Genomic DNA, 17,949 nt, shown 5'->3' on the forward strand with positions numbered 1-17,949 from the left:
CATCTCTCAGGGTCCTCAGATGACGAGCTCGGCGGCGGGGCGCTCGGCGGTGACCGTCAGCGCCTCGACGTGCCGGTGCGGCGCGGGCCCGTCCGCGTCCGGTGCGGCCTCGGCCTCCCCGGCGACGACGTCGAGCGCGTCCCACAGCGCCGTGAGCGCCTCGGCGGACCCGCTGACCTCGAGCGTCGGGCCGCCGCGCAGCGCGACCCGCACCGGCCCGCCGGCCCGCAGCTGCGTCAGGGCGCCGTTGAGGATGCGCTGCTCGAACACGTCACCCGCGGCCCGCAGCCGGGCGCCCAGGTCGCGCAGCGCGGCCGGCGGCCCGGCCAGGTCGAACACATCACCCGCGACACGCAGGCGGCAGGCCAGCTGATCATCCACGCCGACCAACCTAACCCACGGCCCCGCGCCACCCGATGCGGCGGTCCCGGCCGGCCAGCACCGCGAACACGGCGGTGACCGCGATCAGGGCGCACAGGACGGTCATCGGCAGGGTCCAGGACCCGCCGGCGTCGTGCAGGGCGCCGAAGAGGACCGGCCCGGTGGCCGCGAGCGCGTACCCACCGGTCTGCGCCATCCCGGACAGCGTCGCGGCCTGGGCGTGGTCGGCGGTGCGGAGGCTGAACAGCGACAGGCACACGACGAGGACGCCGCCCGCGCCGAACCCGGCGACGACGACCGAGACGAGGGTCCACGCCGGCGTCCACGGCAGCCACTGCAGCCCGGCGGTGCCGAGCCCGATGCAGGCGACCCCGGCGAACCCGACGAGCCGCTGGTCCCGCCCCCGGTGCAGGGCGACGGGCGCGGCGAGGTTCGCGACGACGGCCGCGGCGAGGTAGGCGAACAGGTGCCACCCGGCCGCCTGCGCGGGAATGCCGTGGTCCCGCTCGATCGACGGCAGCCACGTGATGAGCACGTAGAACGCCAGGGACTGCAGTCCCATGAACACGGTCACCTGCCATCCGAGCGCCGTCCGCCACGGTTTCCTGGGGCTTCCCGGGTCTGCCGATGCCGCGCCGGTACCGGCGGCAGCGGCGGCAACGGGCAGCGGGCGCAGCACGCGGGGCAGCCAGGCGGCGGCGGAGCCGGCCACGAGCGCGAGCCAGCAGGCCAGCGCCGCGCGCCAGCCGCCGGTGAGCGCGGCGAGGGGCACCGCGGTGCCGGACGCGACGGCCGCGACGACCGCCTGCGCCGCGGAGTACCCGCCGGACAGCTGCGCGACCCGCGCCGGGTGGTCGCGCTTGACGAGGCTCGGCAGGAGCACGTTGAACCCGGCGATCGCCGCGCCGACGGCCGCCGTGCCCAGCCACAGCGCGGCCGGCACCGGGGCGGAGCGCACCGCGATGCCCACGGCGAGGACGGCGACCGCGAGGCCGAGGGCGCGCTCCAGGCCGATCCGCCGGGCGGCGAGCGGCGCGACGGGGGAGAAGCCGGCGAACGCCAGCAGCGGCAGGGTGGTGAGCAGCCCGGCGGCGGCCCCGGACAGGTGCTCGGTGGCGCGGATGTCGGCGACGAGCGGCCCGACCGCGGTCAGCGGCGCCCGGCCGATCGCGCCCAGCAGCAGGATGCCGCCGACGCGGCGGGTCACAGCGACGCGGCGATCATCCGCAACGCCTCGGCGAGGTCCCGGCCGCTCGGCGCCCGTGAGGGGTCGATCAGCCACTGGGTGAGCACGCCGCTGATCAGGGCCTGGTAGAACGAGCCGAGCTGGAACGCCTTCTCCGGCTCGGCGACGGGGTCGATCCCGTGGAACACCGACGCCCACAGCCCGCGGGCGTCCTGCATGCCCTCGGAGATCATCGTCCGGATCGCGGGGGCGTGCTCCATCTGCACGAACGCGTCGAACGACGCCATGAACGCGGGCCGGTGCGTGGCGAGCGAGGCGATGACGCTGCTCCAGTACGCCTCGAAGCGCTCCAGGCCGGCGAGGCCGTCGGCGTCGGTGGCCAGCAGCGCGGTGGCCATCTGCATGCCCCAGTCCTCGAGGGCCTTCTCCAGGGCGGCGTTGAGCAGCGCCTCGGTGGAGCCGTAGTGGTAGCCGATCGAGCCGAGGTTGGTGCCGGACGCGGCGACGATGTCACGGGCGGTGGTCCGCCCGTAGCCCTTCTCGTAGATGCAGCGCACGGCGCCGTCGAGGAGGTCCTCGCGATGTCCCATGGTCCAGATCCTAGGGTCTATACAAGCGTATAAGACGAATGTATATTTCCGTGCCATGGACATCCTCATCTCCGGCGCCAGCGTCGCCGGTCCGTCCCTCGCCCTCTGGCTGCACCGGCTCGGCCACCGCGTCACCGTCGTGGAGCGGGCGCCGGCGCTGCGCGGCGGCGGCTACGCGGTCGACTTCCGCGGCCGGGTCCACCTGGAGGTCCTGCGCCGGATGGGCCTGCTCGACGCGATGCGGGCGAAGGCCACGCACATGGGCGACATCGCGATCGTCGACCGCGACGGCCGGCGGAAGGCGGCCCTGCCGTCGGCGATCTTCAGCGGCGACCTGGAGCTGCTGCGCGGGGATCTCGGCGCCGTGCTGTACGACGCCACCCGCGACCACGTCGAATACGTCTTCGGCGACTCGATCGCCACCATCGCCCAGGACCCCGACGGCGTCGACGTCGCCTTCGGGCACGCCCCGCCGCGGCGCTTCGACCTGGTCGTCGGCGCCGACGGGGTCAACTCGAAGGTCCGCGACCTGGTGTTCGGCCCGGTCCCGAAGCGGTCGCTCGGCGTGTACGGCTGCATCTTCACCATGCCGAACGAGTTCGGTCTCGACCGCACCGCGCTCATGTACAACGAGCCGCGCCGCACGGTCACGATCGGCGGCGTCACACCCGACAAAGCCGTTATTTCATTGTTTTTCACATTGGAGCGGGAGCCGGTGATGAGCCGGGAAGGGGAGCAGCAGCGGCGCATCGTCGCCGACGCGTTCGAAGGCGCCGGCTGGCGGGTGCCGCGGCTGCTGGAAGCGATGCGCGACGCGCCCGACTTCTGGTTCGACTCCACCACGCAGATCCGGATGGAGCGCTGGTCGCGCGGCCGGGTCGGGCTGCTCGGCGACGCGGGCTACGCCGGTGGGCCGGGCGGCAACGGCACCGGCCTCGCGGTCGTCGGGGCGCACGTGCTGGCCGGTGAGCTGGCCACGCAGCCGTTCGACCGGGCCTTCGAGGCGTACGAGCGGCGCCTGCGGCCCTACGTCGCCACCTGCCAGCAGTAGGCGTCCGGCGGCGCGGACTTCCTCGTCCCGTCCACCGACCGGAAGATCGCCCAGCGGGACCGCTTCTTCCGCGTGATCCGCTACCTGCCACCGGTGAAACACCTGTTCAAGCACCTTGCGACGCGGACCGCCGAGGCCTTCGACCTACCGGACTACGGTGGCCTGGGTCACATGCGGGACCTTTCTGGGAACAGAGGGAACGCTTTGTAACTTAAGCCTGACACGCTCAACCTCATCCTGATGGCAGGTGTCAGACATGGCTACTCTCCCGGTTCTTCCACTGACCGACGACGTCCTGCTCCCCGGCATGGTCATCCCCGTCACGCTCGACGCCACCACGCAGGCGGCCGTCGACGCGGCCCGTTCCACGGGTGACAAGCGGGTCCTCGCCGTCCCGCGCGTCGACGGCGCATACGGCTCGTTCGGCGTCGTCGCCGTCCTCGAGAAGGTCGGCCGGCTGCCCAGCGGCGAGCCCGCGGCGGTCGTGCGCGGCGTCTCCCGGGCCCGCATCGGCGCCGGCGTCCCCGGCCCCGGCGCGGCGCTGTGGGTCGAGGCCACCCTGCTCGACGAGCCCACCCCCGCCGGCAGGGCGAAGGAGCTCGCCCGCGAATACAAGGCGCTCGTCATCGGCGTGCTCCAGGAGCGCGGCGCGTGGCAGGTCATCGACACCGTCGAACGCATGACGGACCTGTCCGAGCTCGCCGACTCCGCCGGCTACGCGCCGTGGCTCACCCTGGAGCAGAAGATCCAGCTCCTCGGCGCCCCCGACGTCACCGCCCGCCTGGAGCTGCTCGTCGAATGGGCCCGCGCCCACGCCGCCGAGCAGCAGGTCAACGAGAAGATCAACCACGACGTCCGCGAGGGCCTGGAGAAGACCCAGCGGGAGTTCCTGCTGCGCCAGCAGCTCGCCGCGATCCGCAAGGAGCTCGGCGAGGACGAGCCGTCCGGCTCCGCCGACTACCGCACCCGCGTCGCCGAGGCCGTCCTGCCAGACGTCGTCCGCGAGGCGGCGGAGCGCGAGGTCGGCCGGCTGGAGCGGGCCAGCGACCAGTCACCCGAGGCCGGCTGGATCCGCACCTGGCTCGACACCGTCCTCGAGATGCCGTGGGACGTCCGCACCACCGACAACACCGACCTGGCGCAGGCCCGGGCGATCCTGGACGCCGACCACGCCGGCCTCGCCGACGTGAAGGACCGCATCCTGGAATACCTGGCCGTGCGCAACCGGCGCGCCGCGCTGGGCAAGGAGGTCGTCGGCGGCCGTGGCTCCGGCGCCGTCCTCGCCCTCGCCGGCCCTCCCGGGGTCGGCAAGACCAGCCTCGGCGAGTCCGTCGCCCGGGCGCTGGGCCGCAAGTTCGTCCGGGTGTCCCTCGGCGGCGTGCGCGACGAGGCCGAGATCCGCGGCCACCGCCGCACGTATGTCGGGGCGCTGCCCGGCCGGATCGTCCGCGCCCTGCGGGAAGCCGGCTCGATGAACCCGGTCGTGCTCCTCGACGAGGTCGACAAGCTCGCCGTCGGCTACGCCGGCGACCCGGCGGCGGCCCTGCTGGAAGTCCTCGACCCGGCGCAGAACCACACGTTCCGCGACCACTACCTCGAGGTCGACCTCGACCTGTCCGACGTGCTGTTCCTGGCCACCGCCAACGTGGTGGACACCATCCCCGGCCCGCTGCTGGACCGCATGGAGCTGGTGACCCTGGACGGCTACACCGAGCAGGAGAAGATCGCCATCGCCCGCGACCACCTGTGGCCCCGCCAGCTCGACCGGGCCGGCCTCACGCCCGCCGAGGTGAGCATCTCCGACGCGGCGCTGGGCGCGATCGCCGGGGAGCACACCCGTGAGGCCGGCGTCCGCCAGCTGGAGCGGGCCCTGGCGAAGGTCCTGCGCAAGGTCGCCGTCGCCTACGACGACAGCCCGGTGCACGTCGACGACGTCGTCAAGTACCTGGGACGGCCCCGGTTCACCCCGGAGTCGGCCGAGCGCACCGCCGTCCCCGGCGTCGCGACCGGCCTCGCCGTCACCGGCGCCGGCGGTGACGTGCTCTTCATCGAGGCCACCTCGATGGAGGGCGAGCCCGGCCTGACCCTCACCGGCCAGCTCGGCGACGTCATGAAGGAGTCGGCGCACATCGCGCTGTCCTACCTGCGCTCCAACGGCCGGCGCCTCGGCATCGACCCCAACGAGCTCGCCGGCCGCCGCATCCACCTGCACGTCCCGGCGGGCGCGGTGCCGAAGGACGGCCCCAGCGCCGGCATCACGATGGTCACGGCCCTCGCGTCGCTGGCCACCGGGCGGCCGGTGCGGCCCGAGTTCGGCATGACCGGCGAGGTCACCCTCGCCGGCCGGGTCCTGCCGATCGGCGGGGTCAAGCAGAAGCTCCTCGCGGCGCACCGGGCCGGCCTCACCGAGGTCGTCATCCCGAAGCGCAACGAGCCCGACCTCGACGACCTGCCGGAGGAGGTGCGGTCCCAGCTGACCGTGCACGCCCTCGCCGACGTCGCCGACGTGCTCGCCCTCGCCCTGCGCCCCGCGGACGTCTCCACCCTGGTCCCGTCCGCCTGACCCCCGACCGGACCCGCCGCCTCCCTACAGGGGCGGCGGGTTCGTCGTGCGGATCTCCTCCAGCATCCGCCGCCGTCTCCCGGGCTCGAACCCGCGGGCGTCCGTGGTGACCATCGACCAGGGGTCCGGGCAGTCACCCTCGTGCGACGCGTCCGGGCACAACGCGTCGACGATCCGGTCCGTGAGCGCGTCGAGCTCCGCCGGGTTCACCAGCACGTTGATCCGGATCTGGTACAGCCGGTGCCCCGGCGGGACCGCGTGCGCCTCCGGACGGGTCCGCGGCACCCGCTGCTTCCTCGCCATGTGCGTCCTCTCGCCCTCGCGGTCCGCCGACGGTAACAGCCGGGGCGCCCGCGAGGCGGACCTCCGCGACGGCTCCGGCGACGTAGGCTCGTCACCGTGCCGAGCCGGAACACGACCCCAGCAGCCGAGCCCACCACCGCAGCGCCCGTGAAGAAGGCCGTGGCGAAGAAGGCCGTGGCGAAGAAGGCCGCCGCGCCGAAGCAGGCGATCGCCGCCAAGGCCGTGGCGAAGAAGGCGACCCCGGTCAAGAAGCCCTCGAAGACGGCCGTGGTCCACGTGCCGGCCGGGCCGGACCTGGAGAAGACCAGACAGGCGCGGCGCATCCTGCGGCTGCTCACCGCCAGATACCCGGACCCGGTCCTCGAGCTGGACTTCGCGTCGCCGCTGCAGCTGCTCTTCGCCGCCGTCCTCGCCGCGCAGACCCTCGACGAGCGGGTCAACCTCGTCACCCCGGTCCTGTTCGCCAAATACCCGACCGCCGCCGACCTCGCCGCCGCCGAGCCCGCGGAGATGGAGGAGATCCTCCAACCGGTCGGGTACTACCGGAAGAAGACCCAGATCGTCATGAAGCTGGCCGCGGCCCTCGTCGAGCGGCACGACGGCGAGGTGCCCGGCACGTTCGAGGAGCTCGTCGAGCTGCCCTGGGTCGGCCGCAAGACCGCCAACATGGTGCTCGGCAACGCGTTCTCGGTCCCGGCGATCTCCGTCGACACGCACGTCGAGCGGGTCGCGCACCGGCTCGCCTGGGGGCCGGAGCGCGACGTCGAGGGCACCGAGACCGACGTGGCGGCGCTGTTCGACAAGAAGGACTGGGTCTCGGTCAACCTGCTGCTGATCCTGCACGGCCGGCGCACCTGCCACTCCCGCAAGCCCGCGTGCGGCGCCTGCCCGCTCGCCGAGGAGTGCCCGTCGGCCGGTCTCGGCGGCAAGGGCGAGCTCGACCCCGAGAAGGCCCGGGCGCTGCTGAAGTGACCGCCGGTGGCAGACTGCTCCGGTGCGATTCGCCGACTTCGACGTCCTGCTGCGGCAGGCGTTGCGGCGCTACGCGGCCCTCGAGCGCGACGGTGACGTCGCCGTCTTCGACCACTGGCGGGCCACCGAGGCGGACCTGGTGCGGGTCCAGCGGCGGCTCGGCGTGCGGCTGCCGGAGCAGTACCGCGGGTTCCTGCTGCGGTACGGTGCCGGCCGCTTCCTCTTCGTCGAGCTGCTCCCCGCCGACGAGGGCCGCCGCTGGGTGGAGACGCTGCTCGGCGCCAACGAGCCCGCCGACGAGCACGGCAGCGGGTTCGTCGCGGTCGCGCCCGTCGGCACCGGCGACTACTGGGGCTTCGTGGTCCACAACGGGATCTGCGAGGACGCCGTGAGCTTCCGCTACCACGAGGACGGCGACGTCGAGCACGCCGCCGACGACTTCCTGGAGTTCGTCGCCGCGGAGGGCCTGCGCGTTGGCCGGTGAACCGTTCGGCATCGGCTCCGACGTGTGGCCCGGCGTGGCGAAGGTCGCGGAGGAGGCCGGCGAGCTGCTCCAGGTCGTCGGCAAGCTGATCGCCACCGGCGGCCGTCCAGCGCACCACGACGGCTCCGACCTGCGCGAGCGGCTCGTCGAGGAGTGCGGCGACCTGCTCGCCGCGATCGGGTACCTCACCGCCGCCAACGGCATCGACGACGAGGTCGCGCGGCGTGCGGCGGCCAAACGCGAGACCTTCGAGCGCTGGCACCGGGCCGGCGGGTGATCGTCGGGCCCCCTCGTTCCTGACGATCACCCGGCCGGTCAGCGGTAATCGATGTACGAAGACCAATGACCTCCGAAGCGGAAACCGGGTTGCGTCGCAGGTCCAGAACGACACAGCATTGGCATCGGCCGCTATCCCAGGGCGGGCTGGCGTGACTCGCGTTGCGCCGACTCCACCACCTCACCGCGCGTGTCGCCGAGCCACACGACCGAGCTGACCGGCGTGCCGACCCGGCTGAGCAGTCCTGTCTCGTCGGTCCACGCGACCAACGGCACCGGCTGCACGTGCTCGGTCTGCCAGCCGATGACCCGGCCGGCCTGGATCTGGTCGTCGGCGGCCGTGGCCAGCCACAACACCTGGGTCTGCGCAATGATCGTCATGCTGTGAGTGATTCCCCTGCCACGGAAGGTGCAACCACGTCATGCCAGAGTTCGAGACGCTCCTCGCCGAAGGCGCGACCGTGCCCGTCGAGGGCTGGGACTTCTCCTGGTTCCACGGCCGCGCGACCGAGGAGCGGCCACCGTGGGGGTACGCGGACCTGCTGTCCCGGCGTTACCGGACCGCCGGCGCCGCCCTGGACGTGCAGACGGGCGGCGGGGAGGTCGTCACGTGGGCCCTGCGCCGCGCCGGCACCACCCCCGAGGTCCTGGCCGCCACCGAGTCCTGGGCCCCGAACGCCGCACTCGCCGCGCGGGCGCTCGCCCCGTACGGCGGCACCGTTGCCCACGTCGCCGACGAGGACCCGCTGCCCTTCGGCGACGACACGTTCGACCTCGTCAGCAGCCGGCACCCGGTCGTCACCGGCTGGCCGGAGATCGCCAGGGTCCTGCGCCCGGGCGGCGCGTACCTCGCCCAGCACGTCGGCGTGGGCAGCGTCCACGAGCTCACCGAGGCGATGCTCGGCCCGACCCCGGTCGGCCAGGGCCGCCACCCGGACGCCGCGGCGGCCGCCGCCCGCGCCGCGGGACTGGCGGTGAAGGAGCTCCGCGAGGTGAGACTGCGGATGGAGTTCTCCGACGTCGCCGCCGTCGCGGTCTTCCTCCGGAAGGTCATCTGGATCGTGCCGGGCTTCACCGTCGACGCCTACCGTGAGCAGCTGCGCGCCCTGCACGACCGCATCCAGGCCGACGGCCCGTTCGCCGCCTCCACGAGCCGCTACCTGATCGAGTGCTACAAGCCACATCAAAACGGCGGTGAGTGAACGGTCGTTGGGGGCCAGGGATAGTTTGTGGGGACAAGCACACCCGCCGCTGCCGCAGGAGAAGTCTGATGAGCGAGTCCGTGAACGTAACCGTGACCGGTGCCGCCGGCCAGATCGGCTACGCGCTGCTGTTCCGCATCGCGTCCGGTCAGCTGCTCGGTGCCGACACCCGGGTGAAGCTGCGCCTGCTGGAGATCCCGCAGGCCGCCCGCGCCGCCGAGGGCACCGCGCTGGAGCTGCAGGACGGCGCGTTCCCGCTGCTCGCCGGGGTCGACGTGTTCGACGACCCGAAGCAGGCGTTCTCCGGGGCCAACGTCGCCCTGCTCGTCGGCGCGCGGCCCCGCACCAAGGGCATGGAGCGCGGCGACCTGCTCGAGGCCAACGGCGGCATCTTCAAGCCGCAGGGTGAGGCGATCAACGCCGGCGCCGCCGACGACATCCGGATCCTGGTCGTCGGCAACCCGGCCAACACCAACGCCCTCATCGCCCAGCGCAACGCGCCGGACGTGCCGGCCGACCGCTTCACCGCGATGACCCGCCTGGACCACAACCGGGCGGTCGCGCAGCTGTCGCAGCGGCTCAGCGTGCCGGTCTCGGAGATCCGCAAGGTCACCATCTGGGGCAACCACTCCGCGACGCAGTTCCCGGACATCCTGCACGCCGAGGTCGCGGGCCGTAACGCCGCCGAGGCCGTCGGTGACCAGCAGTGGTATGCCGACGAGTTCATCCCGCGGGTCGCCAAGCGCGGCGCGGAGATCATCGACGTGCGCGGCGCGTCGTCGGCCGCGTCGGCGGCGTCGGCGGCCATCGACCACGTCTACGACTGGGTGAACGGCACCGCCGAGGGTGACTGGACGTCGGTGGCGCTGCCGTCCGACGGCTCCTACGGGGTGCCGGAGGGCCTGATCTCCTCGTTCCCGGTCGTGTCCCGCGGCGGCAAGTGGGAGATCGTCCAGGGTCTGGAGATCGACGACTTCTCCCGGGCCCGGATCGACGCGTCCGTCGCCGAGCTCGCCGAGGAGCGCACCGCGGTGGAGCGGCTCGGCCTGATCTGATCTGATCTGATCATTTCGTGCACGCCGGCCCGCTCACCCCGCACGGCGAGCGGGCCGGCGCGTCTTCGCGGCGCGCCGCGTGGTCCCGCGTGGCTCCGGCGCGGCGCGCGGCATCGGCGAGGCGAGGCGCGTGGTGTCAGTGCGGAGTGCGGCCGAGCTCGTGCCAGCTGTGCTCCGACAGCTCCACCTCGTAGTGCTTCGCCGCCACCGTGAGATTCGCGAAGGCGAGGTCGCGGTCCTTGTCGTTGACGCCGCGGACCTGGTCGAAGCGGGCGACCGCGTTGCGGACGTGCTTGGCGTCGGTGAGCGGCAGTTTACGCTGCTCAGGGAACGCGTAGACGCTGTCGGGCAGGCGCTCGCGGGTCTCCTCCGACAGCGTGCCGTGTGCCTCGAAGGGCCTCCATGTCGTCTCCATGCCCGTATTTCTTCCCTGGTGACGCAGTCGTGACACACCGATCCCCGGCATCGTTCGCCGTGGGCTGCTCGGGACGGTACCGTCTGGTCCGACGGACACAGGCCGAAGGAGATCACGAGTGAAGGTGGATGCCGAGGCGAGGCAGCGGTTGACCGCGTTCCTGGCCGCGCACGAGGAAGCGATCGTGCGGCATTGGACGGAGATCGCGACCCGCACGCTGCGCGGCCGGCTCACCAGCAACGAGCTGACCCGGCAGGTGCGCGACATCCTCGGTGCGCTCCAAGCGGTGCTGAGCGAGCAGGGTGTCGGCGACGTCGCCGGCACGGACAGCGGCGAGTCCCGGGCGGCGCTGGCGGACCTGTCCCGGGCGTGGGCGCGGCAGGGCTTCACGCCCAGCGAGACCGCGAGCCTCGTCTTCGCCGTGAAGGAGGTCGTGCTCGGCCTCACCGAGTCCGGCACGGGCGACCTGGCGACCACCGACTTCCTGCTGCTGTCGCTGGTCGTCGACGACATGGGGCTGTTCACGTTCGAGAGCTACACCAAGACCCGCGAATCGGTGATCGCCGACCAGACCGAGCAGCTGCTGGAGCTGTCGACGCCGGTCGTGAAGCTGTGGGACGGCGTCGTCGCCGTGCCGCTGGTCGGCACGCTGGACTCGGCCCGCGCCCAGGTGGTCATGGAGAAGCTGCTGCAGACCCTGGTCGACACCGGCTCCGGCTACGCGATCGTCGACATCACCGGCGTGCCGGCGGTCGACACGCAGGTCGCCCAGCACATCCTGAAGACGGTCGTGGCGGCCCGGCTGATGGGCGCGGAGTGCATCATCTCCGGCATCCGGCCGCAGATCGCGCAGACCGTCGTCGCGCTCGGCATCGAGTTCGGCGACATCGTGACGAAGTCCAACCTCGCCGACGCGCTGCTGCACGCCCTGCGTGCCAGCGGCGTCGAGGTGGTCCGCCGGGCGAGCCGCGACAAGGCGGTCTGATGGACCGCGTGCCCGTCCTGAAGATCGGCGAGATCCTGCTGGTCTCGATCCAGATCGACCTCGACGACCAGACGGCGCTGCAGCTGCAGGAGGACCTGTCCGACCGGATCGTGGAGACCGGCGCGCACGGCGTGGTCATCGACATCTCCGCGCTGGAGATCGTCGACTCGTTCATCGGCCGGATGCTGTCCACGATCGCGTCGGTGTCCCGGGTCCTGGACGCGGAGACCGTCGTCGTGGGGATGCGCCCGGCCGTCGCGATCACGCTGGTCGAGCTCGGCCTGTCGCTGCGCGGGGTACGCACCGCGCTCAACGTCGACAAGGCGCTGGAGATCCTCGCCGAGGCCAAGCAGGTCCGCGGCGTGGGCGTGCTGAGCGTCCGCGGCTCCGACGACGTGCCCCTATGACCGATCATGAGTCGCAGCGGCTGCCGATCACGGACGACAAGGACGTCGTCCGGGTGCGGCAGGCCGTCCGGGTGATCGCGCTCGCCGCGAAGCTGCCGCTGGTCGACCAGACGAAGCTGGTCACCGCGGCGAGCGAGCTGGCGCGCAACACCCTCATCCACGGCGGCGGCGGGCATGCCGTCGTCGGCCAGGTGCACAACGGGCGCCGCGCCGGGGTCCGCGCCGAGTTCGTCGACACCGGGCCGGGCATCGCCGACCTGGAGCTGGCGTTCACCGACGGCTACACCACCGGCAGCGGCCTCGGGCTCGGGCTGAGCGGCTCACGCCGCCTCGTCGACGAGTTCGAGATCGACACCGCGGCCGGGGAGGGCACCCGGATCACGGTGACCAAGTGGGCACGGTGACGCCGCCGGTCCAGGTGCCCCTGGTCGAGGAGCTCGGCTGGATTCCCGTCGACGAGGCGGGCGCCGCGGGTGTCGCCCGCCGCGTCGCCGTCGACTGCGCCCGCCGGCTCGGATTCACCGACGAGCGCGCCGGCGAGGTCGCGATCGTCGCCGCCGAGCTGGCGAGCAACCTGCACCGGCACGCCGACGTCGGTGCGCTGTCGGTGCGCTGCCTGCGTGCCGGCGGCGACGGCGGGGTCGAGCTGGTCGCCGTCGACAGCGGTCCCGGCATGGCCGATCTGGTCTTCAGCGGCTCCGACGGTACGTCCACCGCCGGCACCCTCGGCATCGGGCTCGGCGCGGTCCGCAGGCTGTCGAGCCACTCCGGCGGCTACTCGCTGCCGGGTCGCGGCACGGTGCTCACGGCGCAGCTGTGGGCCGACCGCCGCGAGGTCGACGTCCCGGTCGTCGGGGGCCTGACCCGCCCGATCACCGGCGAGACCGAGTGCGGGGACCGCTGGGCGGCGCGGACCCGGGACGGGGCGTTGCTGCTGCTCGTCGCGGACGGTCTCGGGCACGGCGCGCTCGCCGCCACGGCTGCCAACGCCGTCGTCGACGCGTTCCTCGGCAGCGACCTCGACGCGCCCGGCGCGATCGTCGAGCACGTGCACCGGGTCGTGTCGCACACGCGGGGCGCGGCCGTGTCGGTCGCCCGCGTCGAGGGCGACGCGGTGCGCTTCGCCGGTCTCGGCAACGTGGCGGGCACGATCGCGTCGCCCGGCGGGGAGCGCCGCGGCATGGTGAGCATGCCGGGCATCGTCGGGCACCAGGCCCGCGGCGTCCGCGAGTTCTCCTACGACCTGCCCCCGGGCGGCGTCGTGGTGCTGCACTCCGACGGCGTGTCGGACCGCTGGACGCTGCGGGACTATCCCGGCCTGAGCCGCCAGGACCCGCTGCTCATCGCCGGCACGCTCCTGCGCGACGCCGGCGTCCGCCGCGACGACGCCTGCGTGGCGGTGGTGCGCCCGTGACCGCCTGCCGGCCGGCAACGGCCACCGTGACCGCCGATCAGCCGCCGGTCGCGACTGCCGACCGGCCCACGGCCGTGACCGCCGATCGGCAGCCGGTCGTGACCGCCGATCAGCCGGCGGCCGTGGCCGGTCGCGGGCCGGCGGCCGGGTCCTGCGCCCGGACGGTGGTGGTGCGGTCGTGACCGGTGGGCGGGACCCCGAGCCCGGCGCCGGGCCGGAGCCGCTGCTGCGGATGACGCTGCACAGCGAGCAGGACGTGTTCGTGCTGCGGCAGCGTGGCCGGGAGACCGCCGCCGCCCTCGGCATGGAGCACCAGGACCAGGTCAGGGTGGCTACCGCGCTCAGCGAGATCGGCCGGCACACGATCGGCGCCACGGTGACCTTCACCGCCGAGGTTTCCGCGAGGCCCAGATTGGTCATCGTGGTAGAGGCGGACGCCATCGGGGCCAGTCCGCCCGAGGGCACGGCCGCTGCTGGCCGGCTGATGGACGAGGTGTCAGTGGAACGGGACCGGATCAGCCTGACGCGCAGGCTGCCCGCCCAGGTCGACCACGACCGGCTCGACGCGGCCCGGCAGGAGCTCGCCGCCAGCCGGCCGACGACGGCGCTCGACGAGCTCAGCGTGCAGAACCGGCAGCTGGTCGCCGCCCTGGAGGAGGTCCAGGCGCACCGTGACGAGCTGCTCACCCTCAACGCTGAGCTGGAGGAGACCAACCGCGGCGTGATGGCGCTGTACACGCAGCTGTCCGAGGAGCTGGAGCAGACCAATCAGGGGGTCGTCGCCCTGTACGCGGAGCTCGACGAACGCTCCGCCCAGCTGCGCGAGGCCAACGAGGCCAAGAGCCGCTTCCTGGCCAACGTGTCGCACGAGCTGCGCGCGCCCGTCACCGCGATCATCGGGCTGTCCCGGCTGCTGCTCGACCCGCGCTCCGAGCCGCTCACCGCCGACCAGACCCACCAGCTGGACCTCGTGCAGGGTTCCGCCGCCGACCTGCTCGCCCGGGTCAACGACCTGCTGGACCTGGCGAAGGCCGAGTCCAACCGGATCGAGCCCAACTGGGCGCAGGTCGACCTCGGCGCGGTCTTCGGCCAGCTGCGCGGCACGCTGCGCCCCCTGGCGAAGCCCGGCGTGCAGTTCGAGATCGCGGACCCCGCCGAGCCGATCGACCTGGTCACCGACGAGCTGCTGCTCACCCAGATCCTGCGCAACCTGCTCACCAATGCGTTGAAGTTCACCGACGCCGGCAGCGTCGCGATGGGCGCGCTGGTGCTGGACGGCCGGCTGCACATCGCGGTCGCCGACACCGGCATCGGCATCCCGTACGCCGAGCAGCGCCGCGTCTTCGAGGAGTTCCATCAGGTCCGCGGCGCGCACCAGACGGGCGGGACCGGGCTCGGGCTGCCCTACGCGCGGCGGCTCGCGACGCTGCTCGGCGGCGGGCTCAGCATGGTCAGCGAGCCGGGGGAGGGCAGCACCTTCACCCTCGACGTGCCGTTGCGTCCCGCGCCGGAGGACGACCTGGACCTGCCGCACGTGCCGGTCGTGCTCGTCGTCGACGACGAGGCCGCCGCCCGGCAGGTCCTGCGCGAGCACCTCGCCGGGATCGCCGAGCACGTCCACGAGGCCGCCGACACCCGCTCCGCCCTCGCCATCGCGACCCGAGAGCACCCGTCGCTGATCTTCCTGGACCTGCGGCTGCCCGGCGGTGACGGCGGCGAGCTGATCGCCGCGATGGCCGGTGTACCGGACCTGCGCGGCGTCCCCGTCGTCGTGGTGACGGGTGCGGACGCCGCGCACGTGCCCGGGGCCGCGGCCGTCCTGGCGAAGTCGGCGCTGACCCGGCGGATGGTCGCCGAGGTCGTCGCCCGGGTCACCGCGTGAGCGGCCCGCGGCGCGGGGGCGAAGCGGCGGTGCCGGCGTGATCGGCGAGGCCGCGGCGGACATCCTCGTCGTCGACGACAGCCCCTCGAAGCGGTACGTCATCACCAGCTGGCTGCGCCGCGACGGGCACCGGGTCATCGAGGCCGCCACCGGCCTCGAGGCGCTGCGGCTGCTGCACGGCGACCCTGACGGCACCCCCCTGCACGCGGAGCTGGTCGTGCTCGACGTGCGGCTGCCGGACATCGACGGGTTCGAGGTCGCCGAGCGGATCAAGGAGGACCCGCGGACGACCGCGATCCCCGTCATCCACATCTCCGCGACCGCCGTCCACGTCGTGGACCGCACCCAGGGGCTCAACCGCGGCGCCGACGCGTACCTCGCCGAGCCGATCGACCCGGACGAGCTGCTCGCCACGGTCCGGGCGAAGCTGCGCGAGTACCGTGCCCGCCGCCGCGCCGAACGCCTCGCCGGCCGGCTCACCCGGCTGGTGGCCACCACGACGGCGTTCAACGCCACGACGAGCCTGACGGACCTGCTGGTGGCCGCCGCGACCGGCGCCGCCCGGGTGTTCGAGGGACCGGCCGCCGTCGCCGCCGGGTCCGAGGAGACCGGGCCGATCGCCGTGCAGGTCGACGCCGAGGACGGCGTGCCCCACCTGCGTCCCGCGATGCGTGAGCAGTACGACCACGACCCCCTCGACGGGCAGGCCGGCACGGTGCTGTTCCGGCAGGACGACGGGCCGTGGTGGCCGGGCGCGGTGTGGCGGATCGTCGCGCGGGCCAAACCGGGCCGGGAGCCGCTGCACGTCGCCGTGCCCGAGGAGGGCTTCAGCGACGACGACGCCGACCTGCTGCGCCAGTTCGGGCAGGCGGTCGCGCTGGCCGTGGAGGCGTTGCGCAGCTACGACGAGGAGCGGCGCACCGCGCTGACCCTCCAGCAGAGCATGCTGCCGCAGCACGTGCCGTCGGTGCCGGGGGTGCAGCTCGCGGTGCGCTACCAGCCGGCCAGTGAGCACGCGTCCGTCGGCGGCGACTTCTACGAGCTGCTGCTGCTGGACGGCCGGCTCGTCGCGGCGATCGGCGACGTCGCCGGGCACTCGCTACGGGCCGCCACGATCATGGCGGAGGTCCGCCACGCGCTGCGCGCCTACCTGGTGGAGGACGCGTCGCCGGGGCCGAGCATGGAGCGGCTCAACCGGATGATGCTTCGGCTGCTGCCGGAGGAGATCGCCACGATGTGCCTGCTGAGCATGGACCCCGCCAGCGGCGAGGTCCGGCTCACCAACGCCGGGCACCCGCCGCTGCTGCGGGTCCACGAGGGGCGGGTCAGTCTGGTCGAGGGCCGGGTCGCGCTGCTGGGCGTGCCGACCCCGCACGACGAGGAGATCCGGCTGACCCTCGCCCCCGGCGAGACGCTGATCCTGGTCACCGACGGGCTCATCGAGGCGCGCGGGCACACGTTCAACGAGGGGCTCGAAGCGCTGTGCGCCGCCGTCGGCGCCGTCGACGCCGACCTGGAGCACTTCTGCGACCGGCTGCTGAGCGCGCGGTCGCGCGACGACGACATCGCCCTTCTGGTGATCCGCCGGGTGGATTTCGCCTGAACCGGTTGCGCCGCCCCCGCGAAGCGAAGACGCTGCGGTGACAACGAACGGGGGGCATCATCATGGCGGTCTGTGAGACCTGCGGCAACGACTACTACATGGCTTTCGAGATCCGTACCGTCGGCGGCGACGTGCACGTGTTCGACTCCTTCGAATGCGCGATCCACCGGCTCGCCCCGGTGTGCGAGCACTGCGGCACGAAGATCGTGGGGCACGGCGCGGAGGTGTCCGGCAGCTTCTACTGCAGCGCCCACTGCGCCCGCTCCGGCGACGACGCGCTCGGTCCGGAGATCCGCGACGCGGTCGGTGCATACCCCGGGTGATCCTTGTCCGTGCCCCGCATGATTGGGTCATCCTGCAGCAGGGCATCGGACGAGACACATGAGGGAGCAGCTGTGGTGGTCCTGGGTATCGACATCGGCGGTTCGGGCATCAAGGGGGCGCCGGTCGACCTGGCGACCGGCGAGTTCACCGCTGATCGGCACCGCATCGAGACCCCGCAGCCCGCGGACATCACCGCCGTCGTCGACACGGTCGCGGCGGTCGTCGCGCAGTTCCCGCCGGCGAGCAGCGTCGGCATCACGTTCCCGGCCGTGGTCCAGCACGGCGTGACGAAGACCGCCGCCAACGTCGACTCCTCGTGGGTCGACGCGCCGGCGGAGCAGCTCTTCAGCGACAAGCTGGGCCGGCCGGTGACGGTCCTCAATGACGCCGACGCCGCCGGGGTCGCCGAGGTCGAGTACGGCGCGGGCAAGGGCGTCGAGGGCCTGGTCGTCATGGTCACCCTCGGCACGGGCATCGGCAGCGCCCTGTTCATCGACGGGAAGCTGGTGCCCAACACCGAGTTCGGCCACCTGCAGCTGACCGGCCTGCACCTGCACGGCGGCGACGCCGAGGACTACGCCTCGGACCGCATCCGGGAGGCCGAGGAGCTGAGCTGGCCCGACTGGGCCGAGCGGGTCCAGGTCTACCTGCGGCACCTGCACGCACTGCTGTGGCCGGACCTGATCATCATCGGCGGCGGGGTGAGCAAGAAGGCGGACAAGTGGCTGCACCACGTCTCGGTGCCCACGAAGGTCGTCCCGGCCACCCTGCAGAACAACGCCGGCATCGTCGGCGCGGCACTCCTGGCGTCACGAAGGGCGCACTGAGCCCATTCACGTGCGGGCATAAGGCACGA

Annotated in this window: 21 protein-coding genes; 15 read left to right on the forward strand and 6 right to left on the reverse strand. The window is 73.0% G+C overall.

The window, feature by feature from the left end; all coding sequences use genetic code 11:
• Positions 1–15 precede the first annotated feature (15 nt).
• From ACZ6TV_RS23545 to ACZ6TV_RS23555, 3 genes are read right to left on the reverse strand one after another with little or no spacing between them, the layout of a single operon-like run.
• Positions 16–381 (reverse strand): hypothetical protein, encoded by a 366-nt coding sequence (locus tag ACZ6TV_RS23545; RefSeq protein WP_465299378.1) that lies wholly within the window; start codon positions 379–381, stop codon positions 16–18.
• Between the two features lie 10 nt (positions 382–391).
• Positions 392–1,588 carry an MFS transporter gene (locus tag ACZ6TV_RS23550; RefSeq protein ID WP_465299379.1) on the reverse strand — a complete coding sequence of 399 codons (1,197 nt, stop codon included), beginning with the start codon at positions 1,586–1,588 and terminating at the stop codon, positions 392–394.
• Entirely contained in the window at positions 1,585–2,157 is a 573-nt protein-coding gene (locus ACZ6TV_RS23555; protein ID WP_465299380.1) for a TetR/AcrR family transcriptional regulator, read from the reverse strand. Before ACZ6TV_RS23555 ends, ACZ6TV_RS23550 begins: the two co-directional genes overlap by 4 nt.
• Before the next feature lie 55 nt (positions 2,158–2,212).
• On the opposite strand from ACZ6TV_RS23555, the gene ACZ6TV_RS23560 reads away from it, so the two are divergent.
• Together ACZ6TV_RS23560 and lon are read left to right on the forward strand one after the other, a co-directional pair.
• Positions 2,213–3,208 carry an FAD-dependent monooxygenase gene (locus ACZ6TV_RS23560; RefSeq protein ID WP_465299381.1) on the forward strand — a complete coding sequence of 332 codons (996 nt, stop codon included), beginning with the start codon at positions 2,213–2,215 and terminating at the stop codon, positions 3,206–3,208.
• Between the two features lie 256 nt (positions 3,209–3,464).
• Positions 3,465–5,771 (forward strand): endopeptidase La, encoded by a 2,307-nt coding sequence (lon, locus tag ACZ6TV_RS23565; RefSeq protein WP_465299382.1) that lies wholly within the window; start codon positions 3,465–3,467, stop codon positions 5,769–5,771.
• Between the two features lie 24 nt (positions 5,772–5,795).
• On the opposite strand, the gene ACZ6TV_RS23570 is transcribed toward lon, so the two are convergent.
• Positions 5,796–6,074 (reverse strand): hypothetical protein, encoded by a 279-nt coding sequence (locus ACZ6TV_RS23570; RefSeq protein ID WP_465299383.1) that lies wholly within the window; start codon positions 6,072–6,074, stop codon positions 5,796–5,798.
• A 96-nt stretch (positions 6,075–6,170) separates the two neighbouring features.
• On the opposite strand from ACZ6TV_RS23570, the gene nth reads away from it, so the two are divergent.
• The 3 genes from nth to ACZ6TV_RS23585 are packed head-to-tail and all read left to right on the forward strand — an operon-like array spanning position 6,171 to position 7,807.
• Positions 6,171–7,046: an endonuclease III gene (nth, locus tag ACZ6TV_RS23575; protein WP_465299384.1), complete on the forward strand. Its 876-nt coding sequence runs from the start codon at positions 6,171–6,173 to the stop codon at positions 7,044–7,046.
• 22 nt (positions 7,047–7,068) lie between these two features.
• Positions 7,069–7,530 (forward strand): SMI1/KNR4 family protein, encoded by a 462-nt coding sequence (locus ACZ6TV_RS23580; RefSeq protein WP_465299385.1) that lies wholly within the window; start codon positions 7,069–7,071, stop codon positions 7,528–7,530.
• Positions 7,520–7,807, forward strand: coding sequence for a nucleoside triphosphate pyrophosphohydrolase family protein (locus ACZ6TV_RS23585; RefSeq protein ID WP_465299386.1), 288 nt, complete (start codon positions 7,520–7,522; stop codon positions 7,805–7,807). The genes ACZ6TV_RS23580 and ACZ6TV_RS23585 overlap by 11 nt, the downstream gene beginning before the upstream one ends.
• Before the next feature lie 131 nt (positions 7,808–7,938).
• On the opposite strand, the gene ACZ6TV_RS23590 is transcribed toward ACZ6TV_RS23585, so the two are convergent.
• Positions 7,939–8,187 (reverse strand): hypothetical protein, encoded by a 249-nt coding sequence (locus ACZ6TV_RS23590; RefSeq protein WP_465299387.1) that lies wholly within the window; start codon positions 8,185–8,187, stop codon positions 7,939–7,941.
• Between the two features lie 41 nt (positions 8,188–8,228).
• Between ACZ6TV_RS23590 and ACZ6TV_RS23595 the strand changes: the two genes are divergently transcribed.
• Together ACZ6TV_RS23595 and ACZ6TV_RS23600 are read left to right on the forward strand one after the other, a co-directional pair.
• Entirely contained in the window at positions 8,229–9,008 is a 780-nt protein-coding gene (locus tag ACZ6TV_RS23595; protein WP_465299388.1) for a methyltransferase domain-containing protein, read from the forward strand.
• Between the two features lie 68 nt (positions 9,009–9,076).
• Positions 9,077–10,063: a malate dehydrogenase gene (locus tag ACZ6TV_RS23600; protein ID WP_465299389.1), complete on the forward strand. Its 987-nt coding sequence runs from the start codon at positions 9,077–9,079 to the stop codon at positions 10,061–10,063.
• A 136-nt stretch (positions 10,064–10,199) separates the two neighbouring features.
• Here the strand turns inward: ACZ6TV_RS23600 and ACZ6TV_RS23605 are convergent, their stop codons facing one another.
• A complete protein-coding gene (locus ACZ6TV_RS23605; protein ID WP_465299390.1) occupies positions 10,200–10,478 on the reverse strand; it encodes a DUF6582 domain-containing protein in 279 nt (92 codons plus the stop codon).
• A 118-nt stretch (positions 10,479–10,596) separates the two neighbouring features.
• On the opposite strand from ACZ6TV_RS23605, the gene ACZ6TV_RS23610 reads away from it, so the two are divergent.
• From ACZ6TV_RS23610 to ppgK, 8 genes are all read left to right on the forward strand, one after another.
• Positions 10,597–11,463, forward strand: a complete 867-nt coding sequence (locus ACZ6TV_RS23610; protein ID WP_465299391.1) for an STAS domain-containing protein — start codon at positions 10,597–10,599, stop codon at positions 11,461–11,463.
• Positions 11,463–11,870: an STAS domain-containing protein gene (locus ACZ6TV_RS23615; RefSeq protein ID WP_465299392.1), complete on the forward strand. Its 408-nt coding sequence runs from the start codon at positions 11,463–11,465 to the stop codon at positions 11,868–11,870. Before ACZ6TV_RS23610 ends, ACZ6TV_RS23615 begins: the two co-directional genes overlap by 1 nt.
• Positions 11,867–12,274, forward strand: a complete 408-nt coding sequence (locus tag ACZ6TV_RS23620; RefSeq protein WP_465299393.1) for an ATP-binding protein — start codon at positions 11,867–11,869, stop codon at positions 12,272–12,274. Before ACZ6TV_RS23615 ends, ACZ6TV_RS23620 begins: the two co-directional genes overlap by 4 nt.
• Positions 12,262–13,284 carry an ATP-binding protein gene (locus ACZ6TV_RS23625; protein ID WP_465299394.1) on the forward strand — a complete coding sequence of 341 codons (1,023 nt, stop codon included), beginning with the start codon at positions 12,262–12,264 and terminating at the stop codon, positions 13,282–13,284. Before ACZ6TV_RS23620 ends, ACZ6TV_RS23625 begins: the two co-directional genes overlap by 13 nt.
• Positions 13,285–13,462: 178 nt before the next feature.
• A complete protein-coding gene (locus ACZ6TV_RS23630) occupies positions 13,463–15,166 on the forward strand; it encodes an ATP-binding response regulator (protein ID WP_465299395.1) in 1,704 nt (567 codons plus the stop codon).
• 37 nt (positions 15,167–15,203) lie between these two features.
• Positions 15,204–16,769 (forward strand): SpoIIE family protein phosphatase, encoded by a 1,566-nt coding sequence (locus tag ACZ6TV_RS23635; RefSeq protein WP_465299396.1) that lies wholly within the window; start codon positions 15,204–15,206, stop codon positions 16,767–16,769.
• A 62-nt stretch (positions 16,770–16,831) separates the two neighbouring features.
• On the forward strand, positions 16,832–17,092 hold the full coding sequence (locus tag ACZ6TV_RS23640; protein WP_465299397.1) for a Prokaryotic metallothionein: 261 nt from the start codon (positions 16,832–16,834) through the stop codon (positions 17,090–17,092).
• A gap of 72 nt (positions 17,093–17,164) precedes the next feature.
• Entirely contained in the window at positions 17,165–17,920 is a 756-nt protein-coding gene (gene ppgK / locus ACZ6TV_RS23645; protein WP_465299398.1) for a polyphosphate--glucose phosphotransferase, read from the forward strand.
• Positions 17,921–17,949 lie beyond the last annotated feature (29 nt).

It is taken from the genome of Dactylosporangium sp. NPDC051087, from assembly GCF_055586325.1.